At 59.0% G+C, this 25,111-nt stretch carries 25 protein-coding genes; 6 read left to right on the top strand and 19 right to left on the bottom strand.

The genetic code is table 11. From position 1 onward, the window contains the following. Nucleotides 1-69: 69 nt before the first annotated feature. Nucleotides 70-705, bottom strand: a complete 636-nt coding sequence (locus tag NW870_RS09860; RefSeq protein ID WP_414375085.1) for a TMEM165/GDT1 family protein — start codon at nt 703-705, stop codon at nt 70-72. Nucleotides 706-1,096: 391 nt separating this feature from the next. Here NW870_RS09860 and NW870_RS09855 point away from each other — a divergent pair, with 391 nt between their 5' ends. The 3 genes from NW870_RS09855 to NW870_RS09845 all read left to right on the top strand — a co-directional run bounded on the left by NW870_RS09855 (nt 1,097) and on the right by NW870_RS09845 (nt 2,171). Next, nucleotides 1,097-1,219: a hypothetical protein gene (locus NW870_RS09855; protein WP_011429573.1), complete on the top strand. Its 123-nt coding sequence runs from the start codon at nt 1,097-1,099 to the stop codon at nt 1,217-1,219. A gap of 23 nt (nt 1,220-1,242) precedes the next feature. After that, the gene (locus NW870_RS09850; protein WP_011429574.1) at nt 1,243-1,644 is read left to right on the top strand and encodes a YraN family protein; all 402 of its coding nucleotides are present in this window, start codon (nt 1,243-1,245) and stop codon (nt 1,642-1,644) included. A 299-nt stretch (nt 1,645-1,943) separates the two neighbouring features. Then, nucleotides 1,944-2,171: a hypothetical protein gene (locus NW870_RS09845; RefSeq protein ID WP_414352028.1), complete on the top strand. Its 228-nt coding sequence runs from the start codon at nt 1,944-1,946 to the stop codon at nt 2,169-2,171. On the opposite strand, the gene NW870_RS09840 is transcribed toward NW870_RS09845, so the two are convergent. From NW870_RS09840 to NW870_RS09830, 3 genes are all read right to left on the bottom strand, one after another. Beyond that, complete coding sequence (locus tag NW870_RS09840; protein ID WP_011429576.1) at nt 2,168-2,710, bottom strand: NYN domain-containing protein; 543 nt, start codon at nt 2,708-2,710, stop codon at nt 2,168-2,170. The genes NW870_RS09845 and NW870_RS09840 overlap by 4 nt on opposite strands. Before the next feature lie 134 nt (nt 2,711-2,844). Beyond that, on the bottom strand, nt 2,845-3,555 hold the full coding sequence (locus tag NW870_RS09835) for a class I SAM-dependent methyltransferase (RefSeq protein ID WP_414375084.1): 711 nt from the start codon (nt 3,553-3,555) through the stop codon (nt 2,845-2,847). 49 nt (nt 3,556-3,604) lie between these two features. Further along, nucleotides 3,605-4,552 carry a sugar phosphate nucleotidyltransferase gene (locus tag NW870_RS09830; protein WP_414375082.1) on the bottom strand — a complete coding sequence of 316 codons (948 nt, stop codon included), beginning with the start codon at nt 4,550-4,552 and terminating at the stop codon, nt 3,605-3,607. 428 nt (nt 4,553-4,980) lie between these two features. Here NW870_RS09830 and NW870_RS09825 point away from each other — a divergent pair, with 428 nt between their 5' ends. From NW870_RS09825 to NW870_RS09815, 3 genes are all read left to right on the top strand, one after another. Further along, on the top strand, nt 4,981-5,844 hold the full coding sequence (locus NW870_RS09825) for an ABC transporter substrate-binding protein (protein WP_414375081.1): 864 nt from the start codon (nt 4,981-4,983) through the stop codon (nt 5,842-5,844). Then, nucleotides 5,841-6,662 carry an amino acid ABC transporter permease gene (locus NW870_RS09820; protein ID WP_414375079.1) on the top strand — a complete coding sequence of 274 codons (822 nt, stop codon included), beginning with the start codon at nt 5,841-5,843 and terminating at the stop codon, nt 6,660-6,662. The genes NW870_RS09825 and NW870_RS09820 overlap by 4 nt, the downstream gene beginning before the upstream one ends. A 91-nt stretch (nt 6,663-6,753) precedes the next feature. Further along, nucleotides 6,754-7,677, top strand: a complete 924-nt coding sequence (locus NW870_RS09815; protein WP_414355837.1) for an NAD(+) kinase — start codon at nt 6,754-6,756, stop codon at nt 7,675-7,677. A 14-nt stretch (nt 7,678-7,691) separates the two neighbouring features. On the opposite strand, the gene NW870_RS09810 is transcribed toward NW870_RS09815, so the two are convergent. From NW870_RS09810 to NW870_RS09740, 15 genes are all read right to left on the bottom strand, one after another. Beyond that, nucleotides 7,692-8,831, bottom strand: a complete 1,140-nt coding sequence (locus NW870_RS09810) for a glucose-6-phosphate dehydrogenase assembly protein OpcA (RefSeq protein ID WP_414375077.1) — start codon at nt 8,829-8,831, stop codon at nt 7,692-7,694. Nucleotides 8,832-8,961: 130 nt separating this feature from the next. Beyond that, nucleotides 8,962-10,560, bottom strand: a complete 1,599-nt coding sequence (locus tag NW870_RS09805) for a glucose-6-phosphate isomerase (RefSeq protein ID WP_414375075.1) — start codon at nt 10,558-10,560, stop codon at nt 8,962-8,964. Between the two features lie 46 nt (nt 10,561-10,606). Beyond that, complete coding sequence (gene folK, locus NW870_RS09800) at nt 10,607-11,113, bottom strand: 2-amino-4-hydroxy-6-hydroxymethyldihydropteridine diphosphokinase (RefSeq protein ID WP_414375073.1); 507 nt, start codon at nt 11,111-11,113, stop codon at nt 10,607-10,609. After that, entirely contained in the window at nt 11,110-11,493 is a 384-nt protein-coding gene (folB, locus tag NW870_RS09795; protein WP_414375071.1) for a dihydroneopterin aldolase, read from the bottom strand. The genes folK and folB overlap by 4 nt, the downstream gene beginning before the upstream one ends. Continuing rightward, complete coding sequence (folP, locus tag NW870_RS09790) at nt 11,480-12,349, bottom strand: dihydropteroate synthase (protein ID WP_414375070.1); 870 nt, start codon at nt 12,347-12,349, stop codon at nt 11,480-11,482. Before folP ends, folB begins: the two co-directional genes overlap by 14 nt. 541 nt (nt 12,350-12,890) lie before the next feature. After that, on the bottom strand, nt 12,891-13,982 hold the full coding sequence (gene ychF / locus NW870_RS09785) for a redox-regulated ATPase YchF (RefSeq protein ID WP_414355831.1): 1,092 nt from the start codon (nt 13,980-13,982) through the stop codon (nt 12,891-12,893). 270 nt (nt 13,983-14,252) lie between these two features. After that, nucleotides 14,253-15,647: a 23S rRNA (uracil(1939)-C(5))-methyltransferase RlmD gene (rlmD, locus tag NW870_RS09780; protein WP_414375068.1), complete on the bottom strand. Its 1,395-nt coding sequence runs from the start codon at nt 15,645-15,647 to the stop codon at nt 14,253-14,255. Between the two features lie 151 nt (nt 15,648-15,798). Then, entirely contained in the window at nt 15,799-16,986 is a 1,188-nt protein-coding gene (locus tag NW870_RS09775) for a GNAT family N-acetyltransferase (RefSeq protein ID WP_011432151.1), read from the bottom strand. Then, complete coding sequence (locus tag NW870_RS09770; RefSeq protein ID WP_414375066.1) at nt 16,971-17,147, bottom strand: hypothetical protein; 177 nt, start codon at nt 17,145-17,147, stop codon at nt 16,971-16,973. Before NW870_RS09770 ends, NW870_RS09775 begins: the two co-directional genes overlap by 16 nt. 68 nt (nt 17,148-17,215) lie before the next feature. Further along, a complete protein-coding gene (locus NW870_RS09765) occupies nt 17,216-18,274 on the bottom strand; it encodes an ATP-grasp domain-containing protein (RefSeq protein WP_414329283.1) in 1,059 nt (352 codons plus the stop codon). Nucleotides 18,275-18,313: 39 nt separating this feature from the next. Further along, a complete protein-coding gene (locus NW870_RS09760) occupies nt 18,314-19,132 on the bottom strand; it encodes an alpha/beta hydrolase-fold protein (RefSeq protein ID WP_414355827.1) in 819 nt (272 codons plus the stop codon). A gap of 66 nt (nt 19,133-19,198) precedes the next feature. Further along, nucleotides 19,199-19,852: an LON peptidase substrate-binding domain-containing protein gene (locus NW870_RS09755; protein WP_414355826.1), complete on the bottom strand. Its 654-nt coding sequence runs from the start codon at nt 19,850-19,852 to the stop codon at nt 19,199-19,201. A 128-nt stretch (nt 19,853-19,980) separates the two neighbouring features. Then, complete coding sequence (locus NW870_RS09750) at nt 19,981-21,546, bottom strand: UDP-N-acetylmuramoyl-L-alanyl-D-glutamate--2,6-diaminopimelate ligase (RefSeq protein WP_414355825.1); 1,566 nt, start codon at nt 21,544-21,546, stop codon at nt 19,981-19,983. Nucleotides 21,547-21,658: 112 nt separating this feature from the next. After that, nucleotides 21,659-23,428 carry an ABC transporter ATP-binding protein gene (locus NW870_RS09745; protein ID WP_414375064.1) on the bottom strand — a complete coding sequence of 590 codons (1,770 nt, stop codon included), beginning with the start codon at nt 23,426-23,428 and terminating at the stop codon, nt 21,659-21,661. Between the two features lie 59 nt (nt 23,429-23,487). Then, complete coding sequence (locus NW870_RS09740) at nt 23,488-24,666, bottom strand: 1-deoxy-D-xylulose-5-phosphate reductoisomerase (protein ID WP_414329119.1); 1,179 nt, start codon at nt 24,664-24,666, stop codon at nt 23,488-23,490. Between the last annotated feature and the right edge of the window lie 445 nt (nt 24,667-25,111).

Genomic DNA, 25,111 nt, shown 5'->3' with positions numbered 1-25,111 from the left:
TTGTACTTCATCAAAGCGCATTCCTCCCGGCACTGACCCTACGGGTACAGTGCGGGGCTCCTGCGATTTCTAGCTGATCCCGGATCCCAGCAACTCCCAACCGGTCAGCAACGCAAACACCAGAAATAAGCCGCCCCCCACCCAATGCACGGCGCGTTCAGAGATGTGAGCTGCTAAAAAACGACCTCCCACCACCGCCAGCCCTACCATCAGACCATGACCCAGGGTTGCCCCCGCCCAGACACTGAATCCCGGATGGGTGGCGGCTAGGGAAACGGTAGCAATCTGGGTTTTATCCCCGAACTCGGCTAGGGCGATCAAACTAAAGGCTTCCCAGACGATGGCCCTAACCCCCCCGCGGCCAACTCCTTTTGCTTCTGCCTGCATCACTTGTCTGAGGGCTTCCTCTTCTTCTGGTAATGCCTGTTGAGGTGGCATTCTGCACGCTTGCCAGAGCATTCTCAAGCCAAAAACGGCGAAAACCCCAGCCGATAGCACCCGCACGCCCAAGGGTGGCAGTAGCTTAAAAAGCACTTGCCCGGTTCCTACCGCTAGCAGGTTCATCATCGCTAAAGCCAGCCATGTCCCCAGAAAAACCCAGCGGCGTGGGTGGCGCATCGCCAAAATCAAGGGGGTAAAAAAGGTTTTGTCCCCAAATTCCGCTACCGTCACCAGCAGCAAACTCGATAAAAAACCGGCCCACATTTTCTAGCCTCCAACCTCTCTTGTGTGTGGAATCGGTTCACACCTAGAGGTGAAGGCTGGGAAAGTCAGACGGACTCACCAAGCTCACCTCTGCGTGAACTCAGCGAAAGTCTCGTCACCAAAGCAGCCTGCCGGGCTTGCTTTGTCTCTTGCACCGGGCTGTTTTTAGCCAGTATGTCGATGCAGAGGGCGGTAAGCCGCCTGACTACTCCCTTTCCGTCTGAATGGTAGCATGCTGAGCTCCCAGTGGGAGTAGTTCATTTCCGATGGGATCCCCCAAGACTTGCTGTGCCTTGGCCGATATCAGTGCCGCGCATCGCTTACCAGAGGATTGTGAAGGAGCGGCAGGCTATTATGATCACGGTTGAGGAGAAAATCAGGGGAAAACCACGTGGATGCAAAGTTAGTCTTGGTGGGGGTTGCTCTTGTCCTCTCTCTGGCAAGTTTCTACTTCGGCACCCGCAACGGCTTTTACGACACCGACAAGTATCACGGCAATGGCTCTGCTCATTAGAGCCGGGCGCTGGTGATTTTTTTATGGATCCCTTGCCCAGAAGGGCTTCCCTCCAGAATACAGGCAACGTCGGCGAGGGCTGGGTGCGGCAATATCTCTGTCAGCAGGGCTGGCAGATCCTGGCCCAGCGGTGGCGCTGCCCTTGGGGCGAGCTGGATCTGGTTGCCCACAAAGCTGATGTGCTGATTTTCGTAGAGGTGAAAACCCGTAGCCCCGGTAGCTGGGATCGAGGCGGGCTTTTGGCGGTTGGGATCCCCAAGCAGCGACGCTTGATCCGGGCTGCCCAAGCCTTCTTGAGCCAGCATCCCCACCTCTCCGAGTTGTCCTGCCGTTTTGATGTCGCGCTGATAGAACGTCGGGCCTCTGGGGAAGGGGTGAGCTATGCTTTGGTTGACTACCTGCAAGCGGCTTTTGAGATTTGTTGAAGCAAGCTTATCCGAGATGCTGTGGGAGCTTATGGCCGTTTCAGGTTAGGTGAGATGCCTGGGCTGCTGAGACAAGCCCTCTAGCCCCGCGCATTATTGCTCCGCAACGCTATTGCTCCACAACCCTGACGCAGTGTCCTAGAGTGTCCTAGTTTGAATCAAAATAACTATAAAGCTGGGCCAGCCTCTCCGACTCATCTGAATACGAAGAACAGATGGAGCTTTCTGGGGTCATTCATTATCCTCACTAAGCTCCGGCCTGGGGATCCCTTCATTGGCTCATGATTTTGGGAAACAGCATGAAAGCGCATGAGTTCTGGGCTCGTACCGACAGCCAAGGTCAACTGATTTTGCCCATGAAGGCGCAGGAACAATTGCCCAAAAATCGAGTTGTGCGGGTGCTGGTGTTGGTGGATGAGCGGGAGCTGGCTCCGGCGGATCCTTCACAGGAGCAGTTGCCCACTGCCTCGCCAGATGAAGAGCATCTTTGGTATGGAGCTCCCACCGTTCCCTACGATGGCATTTAGCGCATGGGATCTTGGCCGGACAGCCGCCAGCGGTTTAGGCGTGAGAGGGTATCTGCATCCAAGTAGGCATCAATGCCCCGCTTGCTCGATAGCCGTTTTGGTTGGACGCGCCGGATCTGCTGCTGGGCCTGCTGCACTTCATCCCACAGTTGTTCTGCCGAGACCCATTCGGCGTTGTAGCCGCCAATCACCAACTGCTGGACACGATCGGAGGTAGCCACCCGTACCCGACACCCATCCCTCTGCAACTGGGCACACAGCCGTTCAATACAACTGTCGGCGGTCTCGCCATAGGAGGTATACAGGATCTCGATACCCGAAGGGGAGCGCTCTTGCCGGGCTGGAGTGGGTTGGGCGTAGGCATCGTACACCACGGTCGCCTGGTAGCCCCGGAAGGCCACATAGTTGGCCAAAGATTCCACCAAGCGCAGACGGGCCAATTCCATCAGGGAGCGACGCGCTAACTGGCTCAGGGTGGGCCAAGCTCCGATGATGTTGTAGCCATCAACCAAGAGGAAGGTGGGAGAGGAGGCTTGCATGGATGGCGGTGGATCCCTTGTCCGGGATCACACTTCTTAATCTTAATCTTTATCTTATTTTTAATCTTAGTACCCAGCCTTAAAGGTTACCCCACTACTCCGAATGCTCCGATACTTTCCCGGTTGTGAGCAGATCACGGTCTGCGCTGAATCCAATAGGTGGTGAACAGTTCGCCACTGGCCTGTTTCTGAATTTTGCCCCCCAAGGCTGCAATGCGCCGCTCCCACTCCGTTAGGGGGGTGAAAATCGGTTCGGTGCCTTTGAATAGCTCGATGAGGCCCCATTGTTCCGCCCACACCGAGTCGGGATTGACCACTTCAATAATCACAGGTGCAGCCGGTCGCAACACTCGCATCAACTCTGCCCAAACCGCGTCGAAGTACTCAATCGGGTAGTAGTACAAAAATCCGGTGGCAATGGCCAGATCAAATTGCTCCGACTCGTAGTTTTCCAAATGGTGGGCGGATCCCTGTTGCATTGACTTGAACAGCTTGGAGTTAAGCTGGGGTGCCCGCGAGCGAATAAAGCGCACAATCTCACCGCTCAGCTCATGGCCGTAAAAGTAGGCTTGCCAATCGTTCCAGGGATAGGTCAGGAAGCTTACCCCACAGCCCAAATCCAAACAGGCTTCCCGTTTTTTGGGGGCACGCAGTTGCCAAAAGGGGATCCCGAGGCGCTCTTGCAGGTGATCCCGCTGCTGGGCTTGCCAAAAAGGCAGTTGCTCCAGGTCTGGGGGAAGTTGCCAAGCTGGCTGACCCAGTTGAATTTCCAACTCCCGATTGAAGCGAGCAGCTACGGCAGCAAGGTAGGGATCCCAGCGTTCCCCGGTTTGTGGTAGCTCCATTTGCTGATGGCTTTGTCCTGGATGGTCGTGAACTTAACTTGCACTTAACCTACACTACCAGGACTCTCGGCCCGTAGGCTCCCGGCTGCAGGGATCCATTCACCCAACTGTGGCTGCCGAGGATGGTGCCTGCCGGAATCTGAGCTTGGGATCCCAAACGGGTGTGGGCGCCGATGTAGCAGGGGGCGTGCAGTTGAGCGCTGGGATGGATCTCAGCCGTTTTGTGCACCCATATCCCCGGCGCCTGTTGCTGCACATTTTCTAAGGGAAAATCCGTCATTCGACCCAGGAGAATGTCCAGTTGGCCGTGGTAGTAGCTGGCCGGCGTGCCCAGATCCCGCCAGTAGCCTGCGTGGAGATAAGCTTGCAGCCGGTGCCCTTGCCTGAGCAAATCGGGGAAGACACGCCGCTCGAAGCTGAGGGGCTCCCCACTGGGGTAGTCTTTAAAAATGGCCGGATCCAAGACAAAGGTGCCGGCGTTGATCGTGTCGGTGGTGAGGGTGAGGGCTTCTGCAGGGGTGGGTTTTTCCCGAAAAGATTGGATCTGGCCCCCTTCCCCAACTTCCACCAGGCCATAGGCGGTGATATCTTCCACGCGGGCGAGGGTGAGGGTGGCAATGGCCTTGCTCTGCACATGACATTGCATCAACGCCTGCAAATCCAGATCCGTGAGGATGTCGGCATTGAAGACCACCAAGGGATCCCCGGTGAAATAGGGCTGAGCCAGCACCAAAGCTCCTGCCGTATCCAAAGGCGTCTCTTCGGGAATGTAGCGGAGCTTCACCCCCAAAGCAGAGCCATCTCCCAGAGCAGCCTCAATTTGTTGGCCCAGATAACCCACGCTGAGCAAAATATCCGTCAAGCCGGCTCGGCGGCAGCGCCCGATCAGCCATTCCAAAAAGGGCACATCCAGGAGGGGCAACAAAGGCTTGGGTTGCAAAAAGGTAAAGGGCCGTAAACGAGTTCCTTTCCCACCCGCCAAGATCACCGCTTGCATAACCACCCTCAACCCCGTTCTCTTCCAAAGATATTGACATCCTCTCCGCCCAATTGCTAAGGGGGATCCATTGGGTCGAGCCAAATGTTTTCTGCTACCCAGAACGTCGATTCTCCGTTGCCCACAGAGGGATACGGATTGCCCCCCCGGGCAACACAGCACGAGTCTTGATCGCAAGTCTCAGGGGATGCCTTTCTGGAGGAGATATTTCAATCTCAATTGGGATTCATAAGCTCAATCCTGAGACAGTTGATTTGCCTTTTTTAGAGCATGTTTGGAGAATTGCGACCCGCTCGCCCCAGTCGGGAATAGCCACCCAAAGCGGCAGTGTCAGGTGATACTACCTTGCAACGGGAATTGTGACAGCCTTGGATAGCTTGGATGGATTCCAATGGGTTTGCCCTTCACCTTCATCTGAGGTTTTGCCGATGTCTGTTTCTCGACGCCGATCCCTACAAGCCCTTTGCTTGACCCTGGCCGGATGCTGGGCTCTAGGCACACACCAGGGATCCCTGCTGGCCCAAAGCAGAGACCTGTTGGCTCAAATTCAAGAGCGCGGGGTACTCCGGGTTTCCACCGACTCCAATTACCGTCCTCAGAGCTACCGCAACCCTGACGGCAGTTGGGAAGGATTTGACGTGGATGTGGCGCGCGAGATTGCCAGGCGCTTGGGGGTAGAGGCTGAGTTTCTGGATATCAACTTCGATGTCATCACCGCCGGATCTTGGAATGGCCGCTGGGATGTCAATGTCGGCTCCATGACCGTAACTGCCGAACGCCAGAAAGCTCTGCTGTTTACCATTCCCTACTACTACACCCCCGCCAGCTTCGTGGTCCACCAAGCCTCGACCCTGACCGATATCGCCGCTTTGGAAGGAAAGCGAGTTGGGGTGGGCACCGCCACCACCTACCAAGCTTACCTGGAGGGCAACCTCACTCTGGAAGGAGAGACCATCCAAGTTCCGGCCCCGCGGGTGGACATTCGCATCTACGACACCGATAGCCTGGCTCTGCAGGATTTGGCACTGGGGGATGGCACCCGCCTGGATGCAGTCTTGACAGCTTTGCCGACGGCTGAAAACGCCATTCGGGAAGGACTGCCCCTGAAAACTCTGGGGGATCCGGTCTACTATGAAGCCTTGGCTGTGGCCTTGGATCGCTCCAGCCCTGCCCCTTCCGAGAGCTTGCAAGCCAAAATTAACGAAATCTTAGAATCCATGCATGCGGACGGCACGCTAACAGCCCTCTCGAAGCGGTATTACGGCATTGATCTGACGAAAAAAGCTGAGTGAGCAAAGACTCTATCCCACTGGAGCAGCCCATTTACCCACCGCCCCGGATTCGAAAAGGGATCCCGTTCCCGGTGGCCCAGGGGTTGTGGTTGGTTTTGTGGCTGCTGTTGTTGGTGTTCACCTTCAGCGGGGTACAGTTGGAGTTGGCCGGGATCCCCATCCGTACCTTGCGTCTCAACGGCAACTTTGTGCGCGAGTGGTGGTGGTTCATCTCGCAAGGGGTGGGCACTACTTTTCAACTGTCCTTGGTCTCCATCCTCTGTGCCACCACCTTGGCCTTTTTGTCGGCACTGGCGGGCCTCTCCCAGATTGCCCCTCTGAGCAGCCTCTCCGCTCTGTATGTCTCGTTGATGCGAGGCACACCTCTATTTCTGCAGTTTTTGTTCATCTACCAGGCTTTGCCGCAACTGGGCCTGGTGTTCGGCTCGTTTACTTCGGCGGTGCTGGCCTTGAGCCTGAACTATGGCGCCTACATGAGCGAGATCTTCCGGGCCGGGATCCAAGCCATTCCCGTCGGGCAGCGGGAAGCCGCCTATGCCCTAGGGCTTAAGCCTTGGCAAACCCTATGGTGCATTGTTCTGCCGCAAGCTTTTCGAATTGTCTTACCGGACATTGGCAACCAATTCATCGCCATGCAGAAAGACACTGCCCTGGCCAGCGCCATTGCTTTGCAGGAGTTGATGGGCCGGGCTCGACAGGCGGGTTTGCCGCGCCAACATTTTTTTGAGGCTTTGGTGGTGGCAGCGCTGTGGTACTGGCTGCTGACGTTAATCTTGTCATTTTTCCAGGGACGCTTGGAACGGTACTTGGCCCGCTAGAGGAGCGCAGAAATTGGGGAATGGATCACCTGGCCAGCAGAAGGGCCTGCAGAACTGATAGAGTTTTGGCACCTCTGCCTTCCCATTGCCCATGACCAAGCCCAAAGCCGGGATCCTCTACAACGACGCCAAACCCGCCGCCAAACGCAGCAGCGAAACCCTAGCCCGCTGGTTTCAGGAGCAGGGCTGGGAAGTCTGTGTGGCCCCCAACTGGGGCGGTATCCTCGGCTATGCCAAGCCCGACAGCCCCATCTGCCTGACCAGAGTAGATAGCCTGGCCCCGGCTGGATTTGATCAAACCATGAAGTTTGCAGTGGTGTTGGGGGGAGATGGCACCGTCTTGGCAGCAGCGCGGCAACTGGCCCCCAAAGGGATCCCCCTGTTGGCGGTGAACACGGGCCACCTGGGCTTTCTGACGGAGACCTACCTTTCTCATCTAGAGGAGGCAGCCAGCGCCGCCATTGCCGGGGAATACACCCTGGATCGCCGCAGCATGTTGCTGGTGCAAGCCTACCGAGGGCAGGAATTGCGCTGGGAGGTCTTGAGCTTAAACGAGATGGTGCTGCACCGCGAGCCTTTGACCAGCATGTGCCATTTCGAGATCACCATCGGGGATCACTCACCTCTGGATGTGGCTGCCGACGGAGTGATTTTGGCTACTCCCACCGGCTCGACGGCTTATGCCCTCTCGGCGGGTGGGCCGGTGATCACACCGGGGGTGCCGGTTTTGCAGTTGATCCCCATCTGCCCCCATTCCATGGCCTCGCGGGCCTTGGTCTTTCCCGATTCGGAGGAGGTGTGGATTAGCCCCGTTACCCCTCAGCCGCTGGTTTTGGTGGTGGATGGGAATGCCGGCTGCTATATCATGCCGGAAGACCAGATTCGGGTGGTACGTGCCCCCTATTGGACGGATTTGATGCGCCTGCGCCGACCGGAATTTTTCCGCGTTATGCGCGAGAAATTGGGGTGGGGACTGCCCCATGCTTCCAAGCCCACGTCGGTGGAGCTGCCTTGAAACAGAAGCGGATCTCAGCTTTTGCCCAGCTTCAGCATCTGATCCACCACCCCTAGGGTTTCTTCGTAGAGGTAGTCGGGACCAAGCCGCTGCAACTCGGCAGCCAGCAGGGTGTCGAGGGAGTCCTGCTCCAGGGGAGCCACCTGGCGAATCACGCACCTCTGAGCGCCCCCCATGGCTTCCATGCGCATACACCCTGTGATTTCGGAGCACAGCACAGTACAGGCGTCGGCTTCTTGGTTGCTGGAGGTGAGGCGCAGCCCGATGAGATCCCCCGGCTGGCTGATTTCCGAGGCCAAGGGCACAGCGGCCAGTTCTGCCATCACCTCGCCGCCCATTTGGGTTTGAAAGCGGATGCGGTCAATCTTGTAATCGTGTTCTTGAGCCTGAACCCGCTCTGTGGGAGTCCATCCCAGGCGACCGGCCAGCCAGCCCAGGAAAAGGAACGCCTGGCAGGGATTGCCGGCTTTGTAGTCGAGGTTCACACGATCCACAAGGTAGAGGGACTCCCGCCGGTCGGGAGGGTCAAAGGCTTGGGCGGTGAGTTCCTGCCAAGGCAGCAGCCGCCGCCAGTTGAGATCCCCACAGTGGCGCCCCTCACCCACCAAGAGGTGGATTTCTTGCAGATCTTCTTCTGGATTGACAAAGCCCCGTGAATCGACGATGACCCGGTTGCTCAGAGCCACCAATTTTTGAAACAGCAAGCTGTTCAAATCCAGATCCCCTTGCCACCACAAAAAGGTGGGCAAGTTGGGGATCAGCAGCGAGGCAACGGTGCTGCAGGCCCGCACAAAGGCCGATTCGGGCGCTTTCAGGGTGATGTATTCGCAACAGACCAACGAGCTGCGCTGCTCACGGGTCACCGGACAGTAGGCGGCCACCTGGGCCTCGATGGCATCGTCTGGGGATCCCTCTCGTTTGGCGCGCAGGTCAATGACGCGACAGGGGTTCTGGGTGGCGATGGCTTCGACGGTGGGGGAAGGCAGCAACAGCGCATCGTCCAGAGATTCGTACACCACCAGGGTAAAGGTGGCAGCGCGGGCGGCAACGCTCTCTCCTTTGGAAGACCAGATCTTGTTCAGCTCCTGCTCAATATCTTCGATGGAGACATCTTTCGGGGTTTGTAGGGGCAGGACGGCAGCAGATTGATCCATAGTCTCCTCCTGGAGTGGACTCTTGCTCGATTCTAGGCAGGGGGGTCGGCTGGCCGGGAAGGGCTTAAGGCGAGGTACAGATTGACCAACTCAAGCCTGCGCTCCACACCCAATCCAGGAAATCAGAGGATCAAGCGGGCCGGGGCTGGATGCTCAGCTCCAGGGGGCGGGCGGGATCCCCTGTCAACAGGACTCCGCGGCCATTGGCGTGTAGGTGCCGCACAATCCAGTACAGGGTTTCTATGCGCTCCGGGCAGCCCAGTTTCTCTGCCAGTTGGGGCAAAGTCAGGGATCCCTGCTGCTCCTGCACCGTCTCTAGCAATCGCCGTTGCAGCTCCAAGACGGCGCTGGCGGCTTTTTTGCCTGCTTCCACCCCCGGTTGATGGTAGGCGTTGATCTGGATTAGGGAGGCATAGAGGCCCACGGCTCGTTCGTAGAGGGCAATCAAGGCCCCCACCGAGCGGGCATCTACCCGTGGCAGCGTCACGGTAATGGAGTCGCGACCGTTTTCGTAGAGGGCCTGGCGGGTGCCCTGCAGCAGGCCGTTCAGGTAGTCGCCACTGGTCACCTGCGGCTCCACGAAGGGGGAAGGGATCCCAGGCTCCCGATCCTGAAGCACCTCGATGAAGGTGACAAAGAAGTTGTTCAAGCCATCCCGCAACTGTTGTACGTAGGCATGTTGGTCGGTGGTGCCCTTGTTGCCGTAGACGGCGATGCCCTGCTCCACACGGTTGCCGTTTAGATCGTGGGATTTGCCCAGGGATTCCATCACCAACTGTTGTAAGTAACGGCTAAACAGCAGCAGGCGATCCTTGTAGGGCAAAACCACCATGTCCTTGCGCCCTTGCCCTTGACCGACGATGTACCAGGCCATGGCCAGTAGAGCGGCGGGATTGCGCTCCAGGTGGGGCAGGCGGGTGGCCTCATCCATGGTGGCTGCCCCGGCCAGCAAGGCCCGGATATCAATGCCCTGCAACGCTGCCGGCAACAGGCCCACCGGGGACGTTTCGGAGGTGCGCCCCCCCACCCAGTCGAAGATGGGGAAGACCTCCAACCACCCCTCCTGCCGCGCCTGCTGCTCCAATTGGCTGCCGGGGCCGGTGATGGCCACCGCATGGGCAGAAAAAGGGATCCCAGCCTTTTGGTAGGCCAGCTTCACCTCCACCAAGCCATTGCGGGGCTCTGGGGTGCCGCCGGATTTGGAGGTGGTGATCACCAGGGTTTGCCCCAGTTGGTCTGCCAGCCGCCCCAGCACCCGGTCAAACCCGTCGGGATCCGTGTTGTCGATGAAGTGGATGTTCAGGGGGGGGTGCAGCGGAGCCAGGGCCTCCGCCACAAATTGCGGCCCCAGAGCTGAGCCGCCAATGCCGATGCAGAGCAGCTCGGTGAACCGTCCCCCCCCGCTGGCCGGGATGGTTCCGCGATGGATCTTTTCGGCAAAGGTTTCCACTCGCTCAATGGAATCCTGAATGGCCTGCCGGATTTCAGGGGTGGGAGCCAGCTCGGGCGCCCGCAGCCAATAGTGGCCCACCTGGCGGCCTTCGTCGGGGTTGGCAATGGCTCCTGCCTCCAAAGCCTGCATATCGGCAAAAGCCTGGGCAAAGCGAGGCCGTAGCGCTTCCACCTGAGGGGGAGTGAAACGGATGCGGCTGATATCGACGAAAATCTCCAGGCCGGGATGGTAGTAAAGCCAATCGCAGTAGCGCTGCCAGAGTTGGAGGCTGTCCATGGGATCCCTTTTGCCGAAATCCCTAACCAGCTTACCAAACTCTTTCTTACTCCCAGCCGAGGGTCGTGCGCTCCAGCCAGGACTGATCCAAACTGATGAGTGCCTCTTTGACCCCCACACCGGTCTCAGGGTGACGCCAGTCGGGAGCGATCTCCCCCAAGGGAGCTAAGACAAAAGCACGTTCCATCATGCGGGGGTGGGGCAACGTCAGCTCAGGGCTGTTCAGGATGCGGCTGCCCATGGCCAGCAGATCCAAATCCAGGGTTCTGGCCTCCCAGCGGATGCGCCGCACCCGTCCTGCCTCCTGCTCGATGGCCAGCAGCGCCCTTAGTAACTCCAGGGGAGACTGGTAAGGGGGGAAGGGATCCAAGGCCACCACTGCATTGAGGTAATCAGGCTGTCCGGGTGGCCCCCCTTGGGCTGGGCTGCGGTAGAGACTGGAACAGGCCACCACCTCTCCCAACCGGCGCAACTTCTGCACAGCCAAGCGCAACTGCTGCAGCGGATCCCCCAGGTTGCTTCCCAGGGCAACATAGGCCAGGTCACGATTCATGAGGCTTCCGCCCTGCTTACGGCTCGCCGGCGGTCGACCTCGACGTAAACATCCTCGAACAGCCCCGGCAGGGGAGCATGGGGCTTGTGAACCCGCACAGTTAGGGCCTCCAGTTGGGGATAGCTCTGCCACAGCCGCTCTGCGATCTGATCCGCCAAGGTCTCGACCAAGCGGTAGCGTTGGCCGGTCACCTCCTGCCGCACCCTCTCGTACACCTGGGCGTAGTCCACCGTGCGCGAGAGGTCATCTTGGATCTCGGCTAGGGAAAGCCGTATCTCCACGTCCACCACAAAACGCCCACCCAAAACCGCTTCCTCCGGGCAGTGGCCGTGATAGGCATGAAAGACGAGGCCCTGCAGCACCAGCCTACCCTGCGTCATGGTGCAGAGCTTCCCAAGTGGCAAGGGCGGAAACATGAGCCGGCACGTTGTGAACCCGTACCAGGGCAGCCCCCCGGCTGGCTGCAAACAGGTGCACGGCCACGCTGGCGCTGTCTCGCTGATTAGGTACGGCAATGCCGGAAAGCTTGCCCACAAAACTTTTGCGGGAGGCCCCCACCAAGACCGGGTAGCCGTAGGCCACCAGCCGCGGTAGGGCTTTAAGCAGGACTACATTCTGCTCGGCAGTTTTGGCAAAGCCTAAGCCCGGATCCAAAACAACGCTGGGCACGCCCGCTGCCAGGGCCCGCTCTGCCTGTTCCCTGAGAAAACCGAAAACCTCCCCCTCCAGGTCAGCATAGTCGGTCTGCTGCTGCATGGTGCGCGGCTCTCCCCGCATGTGCATGATCACCGCCGGCACCCCCTTTTCGGCACAGACCTGTATCATTTGGGGATCCCGCAGCCCGCTGACATCGTTGATGATGTGCGCCCCGGCAGCCAAAGCCGCAGCCGCCACCTCCGTTCTGCGCGTATCGACGCTGATGGGGATCCCGGATCCTTCCAGGGCCCGGATCACGGGCAAGACTCGGTCGCATTCCACCTCCACTGATACCGGCTCCGCTCCCGGACGGGTGGACTCGCCGCCAATATCCACGATCAAGGCCCCTGCCGCTGCCATGGCTTTGGCTGCCTGCACAGCCGCTTCTGCAGATCCCCACTGGCCGCCATCGCTGAAGCTGTCGGGGGTAACGTTTAGCACCCCCATCACCCCAACGCCCCGCCAAGAAAGACGGTAGCCCTCTGGCGTCTGTTCTGCCCCAGGCAGAGGACGTCGGGAGATCAAGCTGGTAACACCCATAACCGCTGCAGGCTGCCGTGTTGCAAAAGCAGGGGGAAAAGTCTCCCACTGCCTAGGATGGTATTGCCGTCAATCCCAAGGCTGGCGCAAGCCCAACAGGATTCTACAAAATTTTTTACAACGTCCTTACAGAGCCACGATTGGTGAAAGGCTGCCCCTGCCGGCTCAAGCGCAAGGAATGGCCCCCGCCGACAGAGGAAGCTCTCCCGCTCTGGCTAGAACATGATGTCGTCTTCCGAACGACCCCAAATACACCAAATGATAGAGGCAAAGATCGCCATGTAAACCCAGGCCATCGGGCCGTATTGCAGCAGATCCATCAATACATCCCTAAAACATTTGTTTATCTAGTCCAATTATTGTGATGTTTCGTTACAGCGTCAACCGTTTTCTTAGGAAAAGGCCCCCTCTCAGACCCAGCCGGAGCTGCGCTGGGATCCCTTGTCCAGGGCGGGTTAAGTCTTTTTGCCTAAAGACAGGGAGCAAGTCTTCAGTTTCTGAGAAAACCCAGCTTGCCTGAGAGATGCAGGAGGATAGGGAACTAGACATTGAAGCGGAAGTGCATCACGTCCCCTTCCTGGACGACGTAGTCTTTGCCTTCGCTGCGCAGCAGGCCCTTTTCTTTGGCGGCATTCAGGGATCCCGCCGCCACCAGATCGGCATAGGCCACCGTCTCGGCCCGGATGAAGCCCCGCTCAAAATCGGAGTGGATCACCCCGGCTGCCTGAGGAGCTGTAGCTCCGACGGGGATCGTCCAAGCGCGGGTTTCTTTGGGGCCAGAGGTAAAGTAGGTGCGCAAGCCCAACAGCTCGTAGGTGGCCCGGATGAGGGATTTCAGCCCGCCTTCTTTCACCCCCAACGAATCCAGATAGGCCTGTCGCTCGTCGGGGGGTAGCTCCACCAGTTCCGCCTCCACCTGGGCTGAGACCACCACCACACCTGCCCCTTCCGCCTCGGCAAATTGCCGCACCTGCTCCACCCAGGCATTGCCGCTGGCCAGATCCGTTTCCGCCACATTGGCGGCGTAGATGACTTTTTTGCGGGTGAGCAGCCCCAACCCTTTGATCAACTGCTCTTCTTCTGGGCTGAGGGGTACCAGGCGAGCCGGCTTGCCCTCGTCCAAAGCGGCCTGCAACTGTTCCAAAGCCTGCAACTCCAGTTGGGCGGTTTTGTCGGACTTGGCCTGCTTGCGCACCCGCTCCATGCGCCGCTCGATCTGGGCCAGATCCGCCAGGGCCAGCTCCAGGTTGATCACCCCGATATCCCGCAAGGGATCCACCGATCCGGCCACATGCACAATGTTCTCGTCCTGGAAGCAGCGCACCACATGCACCACGGCGTCCACCTGGCGAATGTGGGAGAGAAACTGGTTGCCCAGACCCTCCCCTTTGCTGGCTCCGGCCACCAGCCCGGCAATATCCACAAACTCGATTTGGCTGGGGATGATCTCGGCAGAACCGCTGATCTTGGCCAGCACCTGTAGGCGCTCATCGGGCACTGCCACCCGCCCCACATTCGGCTCAATGGTGCAGAAGGGAAAGTTGGCCGCCTCGGCTTTGGCGTTTTCACAGAGGGCGTTGAACAAAGTGGATTTGCCTACGTTGGGCAGGCCGACAATTCCAGCTCTTAACATCCAGATCTCGGAGAAAAAGCCAAAAACCAGGGTAACGGGATCCCTTGCTAGGCCGGAAGATCCCTACTCCGACGTTAGCATTTGCGGCCCCTCGACGGTGCGCTTTCCCAACCGGTGAATCCGCTCCCAAGCGCTCCGCGCCGCCAACGCGACCACCCCTGGCCCCTCTCTCAAGGGAAGAAAGGAAATAGGCGAAACGACTGTATCTTTTGCTCCGCTGCACAGTGCTGGGCGACTGAGGTCTTGCCAAGGTGCGTGATCCTTTCCAATTCAAACTCGCTCCAGAAAGGCCACCCCCTCCACGTGCCCGGTTTGGGGAAAGAAGTCAGCCGCCCGCCATTGGGTGAGGCGATAGGAGCCCTCTGCCAATAAGACCTGTAAGTCTCGCGCCAAAGTGGCAGGGTGACAGCTAATGTAAACGATGCGCGGTGGTCGCCGCAGCTTTAAGGTCTCGAGCACTTGGCGGTCGCAGCCGCGCCGCGGCGGATCCAGCACCACAATGTCGGCAGGGGGCAGGGTTGGCAAAACCTGTTCCACCGTGCCCTCGAAAAATTGGGCTGAGGCGATACCGTTGAACTGGGCATTGTAGCGGGCTTGGGCCACCGCTTCCGGCAAAGCTTCCACCCCCATCGCCCGTTTCGCCCGTTGCGCCAGCAGCAAGGTTAAGGTGCCGATGCCACAGTAGGCATCCAGGATGGTTTCCTCTCCCCGCAGGTTCAGTTGGTCGGCTATCCAGGTGAAAAAGGCTTCTGCTTGCTCTGTGTTGACCTGGAAGAAAGAGGTGCTGTCGATCCAGAGGGAAAAACCGGCAAATTCCTCCCGCAGAGCCCCTCGACCGGCAATGACCTCAGTCTCCGGGCCGAAGATGGCATTGGTACGAGCCGAGTTGAGATTGAGACAGACCCCCACCAGGTCGGGGTAGCGCTGCATCCAGCGTTCGGCCCAGCTTTCCAGATGGGGCAGGCGACGACTGCAACTGACCAAGGTAAGAAGCACCTCGCGGGTGCGGCGACCGATGCGCAAACCCAAGTGGCGGAGATGACCCTGGTGACGACTTTCGTCATACACACTCCAGCCCGTCTCTTGAAGATCGCGCTTGATTTCCCTCAGGAACACGTCCAGCCGCTCATCTTGCACGGGGCATTGGTTGAGGTTCACCAAGCGGTGGCTGCCCCGTTGGTAGTAGCCCATGCGCAATGGCTGGCCCTCCGGTTTGGCCATGGGGTAGGTGACCTTGTTGCGATAGCGCAGCGGCTGCCGGGATCCCAAAATAGGGACAGGCTGCGGCAGAGTCAGACCGCCAATCCGCTCCAGTGCATCCCTGAGGATTTGCTGCTTGGTGGCCAATTGCTGGGCATAGCTGACATGTTGCCATTGGCAGCCACCACATTTGTCCGCCACAATGCAGGCTGGTCGCACCCGTTGGGGAGAGGGAGAAATCAGCGACCGAATTCGCCCGACCAAGTAGTTGCGCTTGATCTCGGTTATTTGGGCCACCACCTGATCCCCGGGCACCGCCTGGGACACAAACACCACTCGCCCTTGTCCAAGTCCTACTGTGTGGGCAATGCCATCTCCCTGGGGGGTCAGGGCCGTGATCTCCAACATCAAAAGATCCCCAGGTTTGACGGGATCAGGAAGGACGGAAGGGATCGGATGTTCCATTAGGCTGTTTCGCCGAAATTCGAAATAACTATAACCATAGGTCAGGTCGTGTTGGCTGGAGTCAGCATTGCCGGAAAAAGCTGTAGCAGGGCAAAAAGCATGTCAGCCGCCAACTGCTTACGGGATTGAAAACCCCATCCAATGAAGTGGTTCACTCCTTGGTCAAAGCAGATAGAGAAGGCAAAACATCTTCTCGAAAAGGAACCTCGTTTTGATTCACATTCTCCAGCTCGGCCAACATGAGAGGGTTAACCCGGTTCAGGTAGGGCACCAAAACCTGTTGCAGCCTTCGGCTATAGAAGCGGTGGTAGCTGTACACAGGCGTGGCCGGAAATCCCCGTCGGATCTTATGGGATCCCCCTGCGCCGGGATCAAAGTTGCGGATCCCTTCCCGGATGGCGAGGGCAATGGGCTCGTAATAGCAAACGTTAAAGTGCAAAAACTTCACCTCCTCCCGACAACCCCAGTAGCGCCCGAACAGGCGATCTCCCTTACGAATACAAAAAGACATCCCCACAATTTCTGCATTCCGTTCCCCGGCCACCAGCACAACTCGCTCCCGATAGTTGGGATAGAGAGACTCGAAAAAGCGGCGATTGAGATATTTGCTCCAGTTCCAAAATTGGGCGCAGGTGTTGCTGTAAAAGTCGTACATGAGAGACAACAGGCGGGGCGTGATCTCCTCTCCTGTGTAAATCTTGAGTTCTAGGCCGCTTTTTTCCATTGCAGCCCGCTCTCGCTTGATGTTGCGCCGCTGGTTGGCATTGAACTGGCTCAAAAAGTCTTCGTAAGAGCGGTAGCCGGGGTTGTGCCACTGGTAGTTGTGGGTGATCCGGGGCGTAAATCCATCCGATTCCAGTTGAGTCCGCCAGTCCAGATCCACATAAAGCAAGCTAAATACCGAAATATCTTTTTCTTGGCAAAACCGATCAATGGCTGCCAGCATCAACGACCACACCTCTGCTTCCGAATACTCGGGATGGACGAGGATGCGATAGCCCGTGGCCGGGGTGAAGGGGGCCATGCCGATTAACTTCGGGTAGTAGCGTTCCCCCAATTGGCCGGCAACTGCAGCCCATTCTTGGTCAAAGACAAACTCTCCCTGGCTGTGGCTTTTCAAATACAAGGGGGCAGCAGCAACCAACTGGCCGTCCGCCTCCACCAACAGGTGACAGGGCAGCCACCCCGTCCTGCGGCTGGCACAACCTGAGCTCTCTAGGCTGTGCAACCATTCGTATTCCAAAAAAGGAGAGGTGCGCTCCGTTTGCAAGGCGTGCCAGGCCCCTGCTGGGATCTCGCGAATATCGTGGCACCAGCGCCATTTCAACCCGGTTGACATTTGCCTGCCTGGATCAGACCAACCCGCCGCCCAATCGCCTCAGCTTGGCTGGGAAAAGGCCCCCAATGCTCTTGCCGACTCAACGCCGCCAAATGCAGCACCTGGCAGGATCCCTGCGCCTGCTTGATCACGTACCACCCTGAAGCGGGGTCGGAAACCACGCTGCTGCTCCTTTGCCCGTCCACAACTTCTCCGGCGGAAAACCACACTTTTGGGTTCTGGTTTGATTTTAATCGGGATCCCTGGGCTCGTAGTAACGGTTGGCCAATTCCAAAGCCATCTGAAACTTCTGCTCGCGGGTGAGATCGGCCCGTCGGGCAATGTGGGCAAAGCGGTTGATATCTGGGGGCAGGAAGTCGAAAGGACGCTGTTCCCGCACGATGTCCAAGACCAAATCGCAAAGGGCCTGCTGGTAATCGTTGTAGAAGATCTCTCCCAAAGCCTTGAGCCGCCCATCGGGCACCGGATTGTTAAAGTCGATGGCCTGCAGCTCTCCCTGCTCGTCGATGAATAGCTCCACCGAGTTCATTTCATAGCCCAAAACTCGATTGATAATCCGACAGGTATTGATGACTTTCTGGCCCATTTCCGGGGTAAGAAATTCTGGATCAAACAGATATTCGCTGGCATCGAACTTGCGAAAGATATACTTGATCGGAATGATCTTTCGGCCAATGCAGAGGGCGCGAATCTGCCAAGGGTAAGGGGTTTTGACCTTCTCTTGGATCATCATCACCTGAGATCCAGAGCGGTCGTAAAAATAGAGGAGCTGCTCCATGTTGTGGGCTATTTCTACTCCAATGGCCTCTCGCCCCTCCGCCGGCTTGATCACCATTGGCCAGCCCAGGTCTTCTGCCATCCCCTGCCAATCGAAAAACTTATGATACTTAAAGTCCTCTGCTTTCAATGCAGGGGCTTCTTTAGGGGGCAGAATGTAAGTTTTGGGGATGGAGATCCCCAGCTCTTTGACCACCATGTAGGCAGCATCTTTGTTGCGCAGGTAGTAATAAAAGCTAAAGGGGTTGTTGATGAGGTAAACCCCCCGAAAGGCAAAGCCCATGAATAGGCCGATGGCTTGGGGGTAAAGGTAGCTGAAGCGATCCAGGATCAAGCGATACTTGGTGCGGTAATCCAGGTTCACCTCATGAATGGTGACATGTTCGGCCCGGATCTTGTAAGTTTGGCCGTTGCGAGCTTGAACAGGGGGAAGTGCGTTGAGGCGGGCCAGAGTATCGTCCCCAAAAGGCTCGCTGAAGTGCAGGCTGCCAACCCAATAGTCTTCAATCATCAAAGCTCTCTCGTCAAAAGCTATTCCCTGCAAGGGATCCTACGCGAAGGCGCGGATTTGCGCTTGCCAAGTGGGCCAATCGTGATTCCCCTCCCATACCTCCAGTTGATGGGGGATGTTGTTGCGGCTAAGCACTTCCGCCAGACGCAGGTTGTCGCTGAGGCAGTGGTCGTGGCGAGCGGTGAGCAGCTTCAGCTCGGTGTTGCGCCCGCCCAAGTGATCCCAGAGTTGCCGGCTCATGTTGGACATATAAGCCAGCGGGTTGATGAAATACAGCTCCTGCTCTGCCCGTTGGGGATCCCAGCCGGTGATGGAGCCGAGAGCCGCCACATCGTAGGGCCCCCCCAGGGCCAAGCAACGGCGCACCAAGCCGGGGTGCCGACAGGTGAGGTTGACCGCATGGGTAGCCCCCAGGGAAAAACCGGCCACTACCAAAAACTCATTTTGCGCTTCCGCTTTGGCATAGGGGATCAGCTCTTCTACCCAGTGCTGCTCCAACAACAGCCAACGATCCCGACGTTGGGGCAAGTCCAGCTCGCGGTTGAAAAAGGTCTCCCAATCCAGGGTTTCCACGCAAAAAGCCTGCAAATAGCCCTGTTCCAGATGATGGCTGAGGCTGGCGATAATGCCGCGATCTTCCAAGTCGAAAAAACGCCCGTTGCTGGTGGGCAGACAGATCAGCGGGTAGCCGTGATGCCCGAAGTGGAGCATCTCCATTTCCCGGCCCAAGATCTGAGAGGGAAAGCGCAAGTAGCGGCGAGCGTAGGCCATGAAAAACGGGGAAGGGATCCTCAAGAAATACCCAACCTTTCCGGGGGAAGCATTCTGCTCTGCCTGGTCGAGAAAGGCAAAGGGCACTCTCTGGAAAGGTCCACAAGAGCCACCAGAACAGATGGGAGCAGACCTGACCAACTGACAGGAACCTCAGGAAATTTCCGTGAACAGATCCTTGAGGGCCGTGCGGGCGGCCAAGTGCTTGCGGGTGGACTCAAGAATTTCGGCTTCCCGGCGCAGCCGGCTTTCGGTACTGACCATTTCCAGCAGAGCTTGCTGCTCTTGGGGGGCTCCATGAAAGTGGCTGGCCACCCAGTAGGACAATTCTATGGGAGTGGTGGGGAGCTGCTCCGGCAACTCTGCATCCCGCTCCATCAGCTTGCCCGAGAGACGCACCACATCCTGAAGGAGAGTGGTAACCTGGCGCACCCAGCCCTGCAGGTCATCGGAAGGGGTGGTCGGCTCATCCTCAATCCATTCCACCAGCCCCACCCGGAAGGGTTTTTCCCGCACGTAATCCAAGACGCGGAAGCGCTGCTGCCCCAAGGTCAAAATGTCCATACGGTCATCCGGCAAGCGCTGCACCTGCAACACCTCAGCACAACACCCTACCCGCACCGGGGATCCCGTCTGGGGATTGAACATCAGCACCCCAAAGCGGCGATCCGTCTCCAGGATGGTGTTGATCATCATGCGGTAGCGGTACTCGAATATGTGCAGCGGCAGAGGGCGGCCCGGAAACAGTACCACCTCCGGCAAGGGAAACAGGGGTAGCTCGCGAACATCCACGGAAGAAGAAGGCATAGGGCTTGTGCTTCTCGTTGTACTGAGTCTAGCCCATCTTTAGGTAGCCCATGTGGGCAACTGTAAGCCTTTTGACTTGCTGTTGGCAATCCTCACCCCCAGCCCCTCTTCCGAAGAGAGAGAGGAGTTTATCGGGAGGGGCTATGGCTGTTCAGGCGCAGGGCCAGGGCGGCACGGGCTTCTTCCCGGTCGTCGAAGTGAACCTTCTCGGTGCCCAGGATTTGGTAGTCTTCGTGGCCTTTGCCGGCGATCACCACTGTATCCCCTGGCCGCGCTTCGAGGATGGCCAGGCGAATGGCCTGCCGCCGATCCACCTCCACCGCCCTGGGGGATCCAGGGATCCCGGCCAGAATATCCCGTAGGATCTGCTGGGGATCTTCGGTGCGGGGGTTGTCGGAAGTAACAATCACCTGATCTGCCCAGGTGGCGGCAATGCGTCCCATCTGCGGTCGTTTGCCCCGATCCCGATCCCCCCCACAGCCAAAGACACAGATAAGCTGACCTTGCACCTGGGAGCGCAGGGCCTTGAGCAGGTTTTCCAGCCCGTCGGGGGTGTGGGCATAGTCCACAATCACCGCGATATCCTGCCCCGGCAGGGTCACCCGCTCCACCCGCCCCGGCACCCCTGGAAAATGGGGCAGAGCCGACTGGATGGTCTCCACCGGTATCCCCAAGTGCAGCGCCACCCCCACCGCCGCCAGCAAGTTGGCCAGGTTGAAGGATCCCACCAGGGGGGCCTCCACGGCAAACGTGCCCGCAGGGGTGTGCAGGGTCGCGCTCAGGCCGGTGGGGCGCAGTTGAACTTGGCCGGGCCAGAGGCCGGGGATCCCCTGCAGGGGCTGCAGCGAGTAGGCCCAGGGCTGCAGATCGGGCCGAATGGCTTGCAAGAGCCGCCGTCCCCCAGCATCGTCGGCGTTGATCACCGCCCGCCCTTGGAGATATTCCTGTCGGAAGAGGGTGGCCTTGGCCTGCCAGTAGTTCTCCAGCGTCTGGTGAAAGTCCAGGTGATCCTGGGTGAGGTTGGTCCAGACGGCAGCGGCAAAGGAACATCCCCACACCCGATCTTGAGCGAGAGCATGGGAGCTCACCTCCATCACCGCCACCTCCGCCCCGGCTCTCTGGGCTTCCCTGAGGCTGCGCTGCAGTTCAGGCGGAAAAAGGGTGGTGTGGGGAGCAACTTCGCTGTGGCCCGGCCAGCGGTTGTACAGAGTGCCCAGCAAAGCGGTGGAGCGACCGGCAGCCTGCACCAAATGTTCAATGAGATGGGTGGTGGTGGTTTTGCCGTTGGTGCCCGTTACCCCCACCAAGGTCAGTTGACGGGCGGGAAAACCATAGAAAGCCGCCGCCACCTGGGCCACGGCCTTGGGGAGAGCCTCGCGCGGCATAAGCAGGATAGGCTGCTGCGACAGCAACTCCTGAGAAGACAAGCTCTCCCACGCCTCCTGGGAGATCAGGGCGGCCACCGCCCCTGCCGCCAGGGCCTGGGCCACGAAGCAACCCCCATCCACGCGGGATCCCGGCATCCCCAGAAAGAGATCCCCGGCCTGCACCTGGCGGGAGTCGGCACACAGGCTCCAAACTTGCACCCCCTCCAAGGATCCCTGGGCCAATCGGGGCTGGATCCCGGCTTGGCTGAGCAATTCCCACAGAGGGCGCTCCGCACCCCTAGCGCGAACAATCCCAACAGTCTCCATTCCACCACTCCTCCCTGCTTTGCAGCTTACGGTAGCCGCTCAACCCCCTTTCCGACCAGAGCGCCAGCGAGATCCCCTCTTTACCTTGGGAGAGGAGCCAGGGGTGAAGAAATCAGGCCAGTATCTCCTCCAGCTTCTGCTTGGCCCACAGGGAAGCATAGAGGCCCTTCTCGTCCGCCAGCAATTCGGCATGGGATCCCTTCTGCACGAGGCGGCCCCTGTCCATCACCCAAATCTGATCGGCTTCCACCGCAGCCGTGAGGCGATGGGTGATGAAGATCACCGTTTTCTGGGCCGTGGTCTGGCGCAGATGGCGGAGGATGGCTTGGGCCGTCTGGTTATCCACACTGGAGAGAGAGTCATCCAGGATCAAGATGGGAGCATCCACCAGTAAAGCCCGAGCCAAGGCCACCCGCTGTCGCTGGCCACCGGAGAGGGTGATGCCCCGCTCTCCCACCAGAGTGTCGTAGCCGTTGGGGAAGTTGAGGATCTCGGCGTGGATGTGGGCGGCTTTGGCAGCCCATTCCACCTCCCAATCTTCGGCATCTGGCTTGCCGTAGCGGATGTTGTCCCGAACCGTGGCGCTGAACAGGAAGCTCTCCTGGGGCACATAGGCAATGGCCCGGCGCAGGGATCCCAGTTGAATCTGGGTGATATCCTGCCCATCCAAAAACAGTTGCCCCGGCTGGATCTCCAGCAGCCGAGGCAGGGCATTGGCCAGAGTGGACTTGCCCGCCCCAATCGGCCCCACCACCGCCACCATCTGGCCCGGTTCTATGCAAAAGTGCAAATCCTCTAGAGCCGGAGCTGCCGCAGGGCCGGCGAAGGCAAACGCGAGACCTCTGGCCTCGAGGCGACCCTGCACCCTCTCCAGAGGCAACGGCAAAGCGCCTGGGGCGTCTCGGATGGTGGGTTCTACCCCCAACAGAGCATCGATCCGCTCCAAGCTGACCTGCCCCCGCTGGTAGGCCGTGATGGTGAAGCCCAGCAGGGCGGTGGGAAATACCAACCGTTCCACGTAGAGGGTGAGGGCCGAAAAATCCCCGATGGTCAGCGTCCCTGCCGCAATCTGCGGCCCCCCCACCGCCAGCAGCAGCAACAAACTGAGGCTGACCAGCGCCACCAAAGAAGGGAAGAGCAAGTTGCGAGTGAGGGCCAAGCGCAAATTGGCCTGCAGCAGCCGCTGGTTCTGGCGGCGAAACTCCCGCTGCTCGTGCTGTTCCTGGCTGTACACCTTGATCAGGGCAATGCCGTTCAGGTCCTCTTGAATGAGATCGCTCAGATCCGCCAACTCCTGCTGCACCTGGAGCTGCTCCTGCTGCAGGCGGTTGCTGCTCAACTTCACCAGCACCAACATCACCGGAAACACCGACAGCGCCAAGGTGCTCAGACGGGGCTCGATGCCAAACATGGCGGGCAAGGTGGTGGCATAGGCAAAGATCGTGTTGGCCAAATTGAGTAGGGCGAACCCCAACAGGCGGCGGATGTTTTCCACATCGCTGGTGATGCAGGTGAGAATGTCCCCGATGGTCTGCTGGGCAAAGTAGGAAGGCTGCAGGGTGAGCAAATGCTCGAAGATGGCTTGCTTGAGGTGAAACTCCACCTGCCGTCCCACCCCAAACATCCACACCCGCGAGGCAATGCGAATGCCCATCATCAGGCTGGAGACGACCAGCACCGTCAAGGCGTAAAGGGCAATGCGCCGGGCCGACAAAGTGGCCAGGTTCTGGCTGAGGTCATCGATGACCAGCTTGACGTACCAGGGCAGGAACACCCCCAGGCCATTGACCAGGAGCAGGGATCCAATGCCCAACCCCACCTGTCGTCGATAGGGGCGCAGATAATGGGCCAACTGTCGGAGATGGGATCCCGATCCGGTCACTCACTTGCTCCCTGCATCCTCTTCCACTCTAGCGTTCAGCCGGATCCCCCCGGTGGGGATCAGACCAGAACCTGAGCCGGGGCTTGCTGGGCCAGTTGCGCCGTTTCCCGCCGTGCCCAGGCATCTGCCTGCAAAATGTCCTCCAGGCTGGGATCGGCAATGACTTGATGCCGCTCACAAACCCGCTCCAAGAGACGGGGAATATCCAAAAAACGGATGCGCTCCTGCAAGAACAGGGCCACCGCCGCTTCGTTGGCCGCATTCAACACTGCCGGCAGCGTTCCCCCCCTCCGTCCAGCGGCATAGGCCAACTCCATGCAGGGGTACTTGCGGTGATCCGGAGCCTTAAAGGTGAGGGATCCCAGCTTGACCAAATCGAGGGGATCCCAGGGGGTGGCCAGGCGTTCCGGCCAACTGAGGCCGTAGAGGATGGGCAGGTGCATGTCCGGCCAGCCCAACTGGGCCAGAACCGAGGTATCGGCCAGCTCGATCAGGGAGTGGACAATGCTCTGCGGGTGGATGAGGATGTCGATGTGGTCGTAGTCCAGGCCGAAGAGCCAGTGGGCCTCGATCACCTCCAGGCCCTTGTTCATTAGGGTAGCCGAGTCGATGGTGATTTTGCGCCCCATCACCCAATTGGGATGCTTGAGGGCATCGGCCAGGGTGACCTGATCCAATTTTTCGGCAGGCCAATCCCGAAAGGCGCCACCCGAGGCAGTCAACAGGATTCTTCGCAGGGATCCCGCGGGCACCCCCTGTAAACACTGGAAAATGGCCGAATGCTCAGAGTCGACGGGGATCAGGTTCACCCCGTACTGCCGCACCAAGGGCAGCACCACCGGCCCCCCTGCCACCAGGGTTTCTTTGTTGGCCAGGGCAATGTCTTTGCCGGCACGGATGGCCGCCAGGGTTGGCAACAAACCGGCGCAGCCGACGATCCCCGTCACCACCCGCTGGGCCGCCGGGTGAGCCGCCACCTGACACAGCCCCTCCGTTCCGGCCACCAACTCCGGCAGCGGTCGGATCCCCGTCAGCAGCGACCGCAGCTCCGGCAGCAGCTCCTCCCGGCCAATGGCAACCATCTGGGGCCGAAACCGCCGCACCTGCTCGGCCAAGAGGGCGACGTTGCTGTAGCTGGTCAGGCCAACAACCTGAAAACGCTCCGGATACTGGGCCACCAAGTCCAGAGTTTGGGTGCCAATCGAGCCGGTGGAGCCGAGCAAGGTGATGGCTTGCATAAAGGATCCCTTTACCCCTGAAAGAGCGTGACGTCCTCCCAACGCAGACTTCCCCTCGCGCAACTTGCCCAAGGACTCCGTCCCGCTATTGCGAACGGCCCCACCTCGCGTTCGGGGATCCCTGCCTCACGCCCCTTCATCTTATTCTTAATCTGGTTCTGATCTGGAATCTGTGTGCTCCCTCCGATCCCCGACAGCGGGATCCCTGAGCGGCTGTGGGGTCTGGCAATGCCCCTCTTCCCTGATGTTCAGACCTTTCCCGACTGAGAACGCAGCCACTGGCTGAGCAGCGCCTCGATCAGCTCCGAAAGATCTTGATCCGATTCCAACAGGATGCGCTTCACGGCTCGGTGAGTCTCTTTGGGGATTTGACATACTCCCCTGCCTAAAGGCAGGGGATTCTGGTTCCTGGTTCTGCGACAGCACTTACCGTGTCAGGTTGCCC

Source organism: Synechococcus sp. R50.1, assembly GCF_047462115.1.
GTDB lineage: Bacteria > Cyanobacteriota > Cyanobacteriia > Thermostichales > Thermostichaceae > Thermostichus.
Note: the sequence above shows the minus strand (reverse complement) of the source record. Positions and strands in the feature narration are given on the sequence as shown.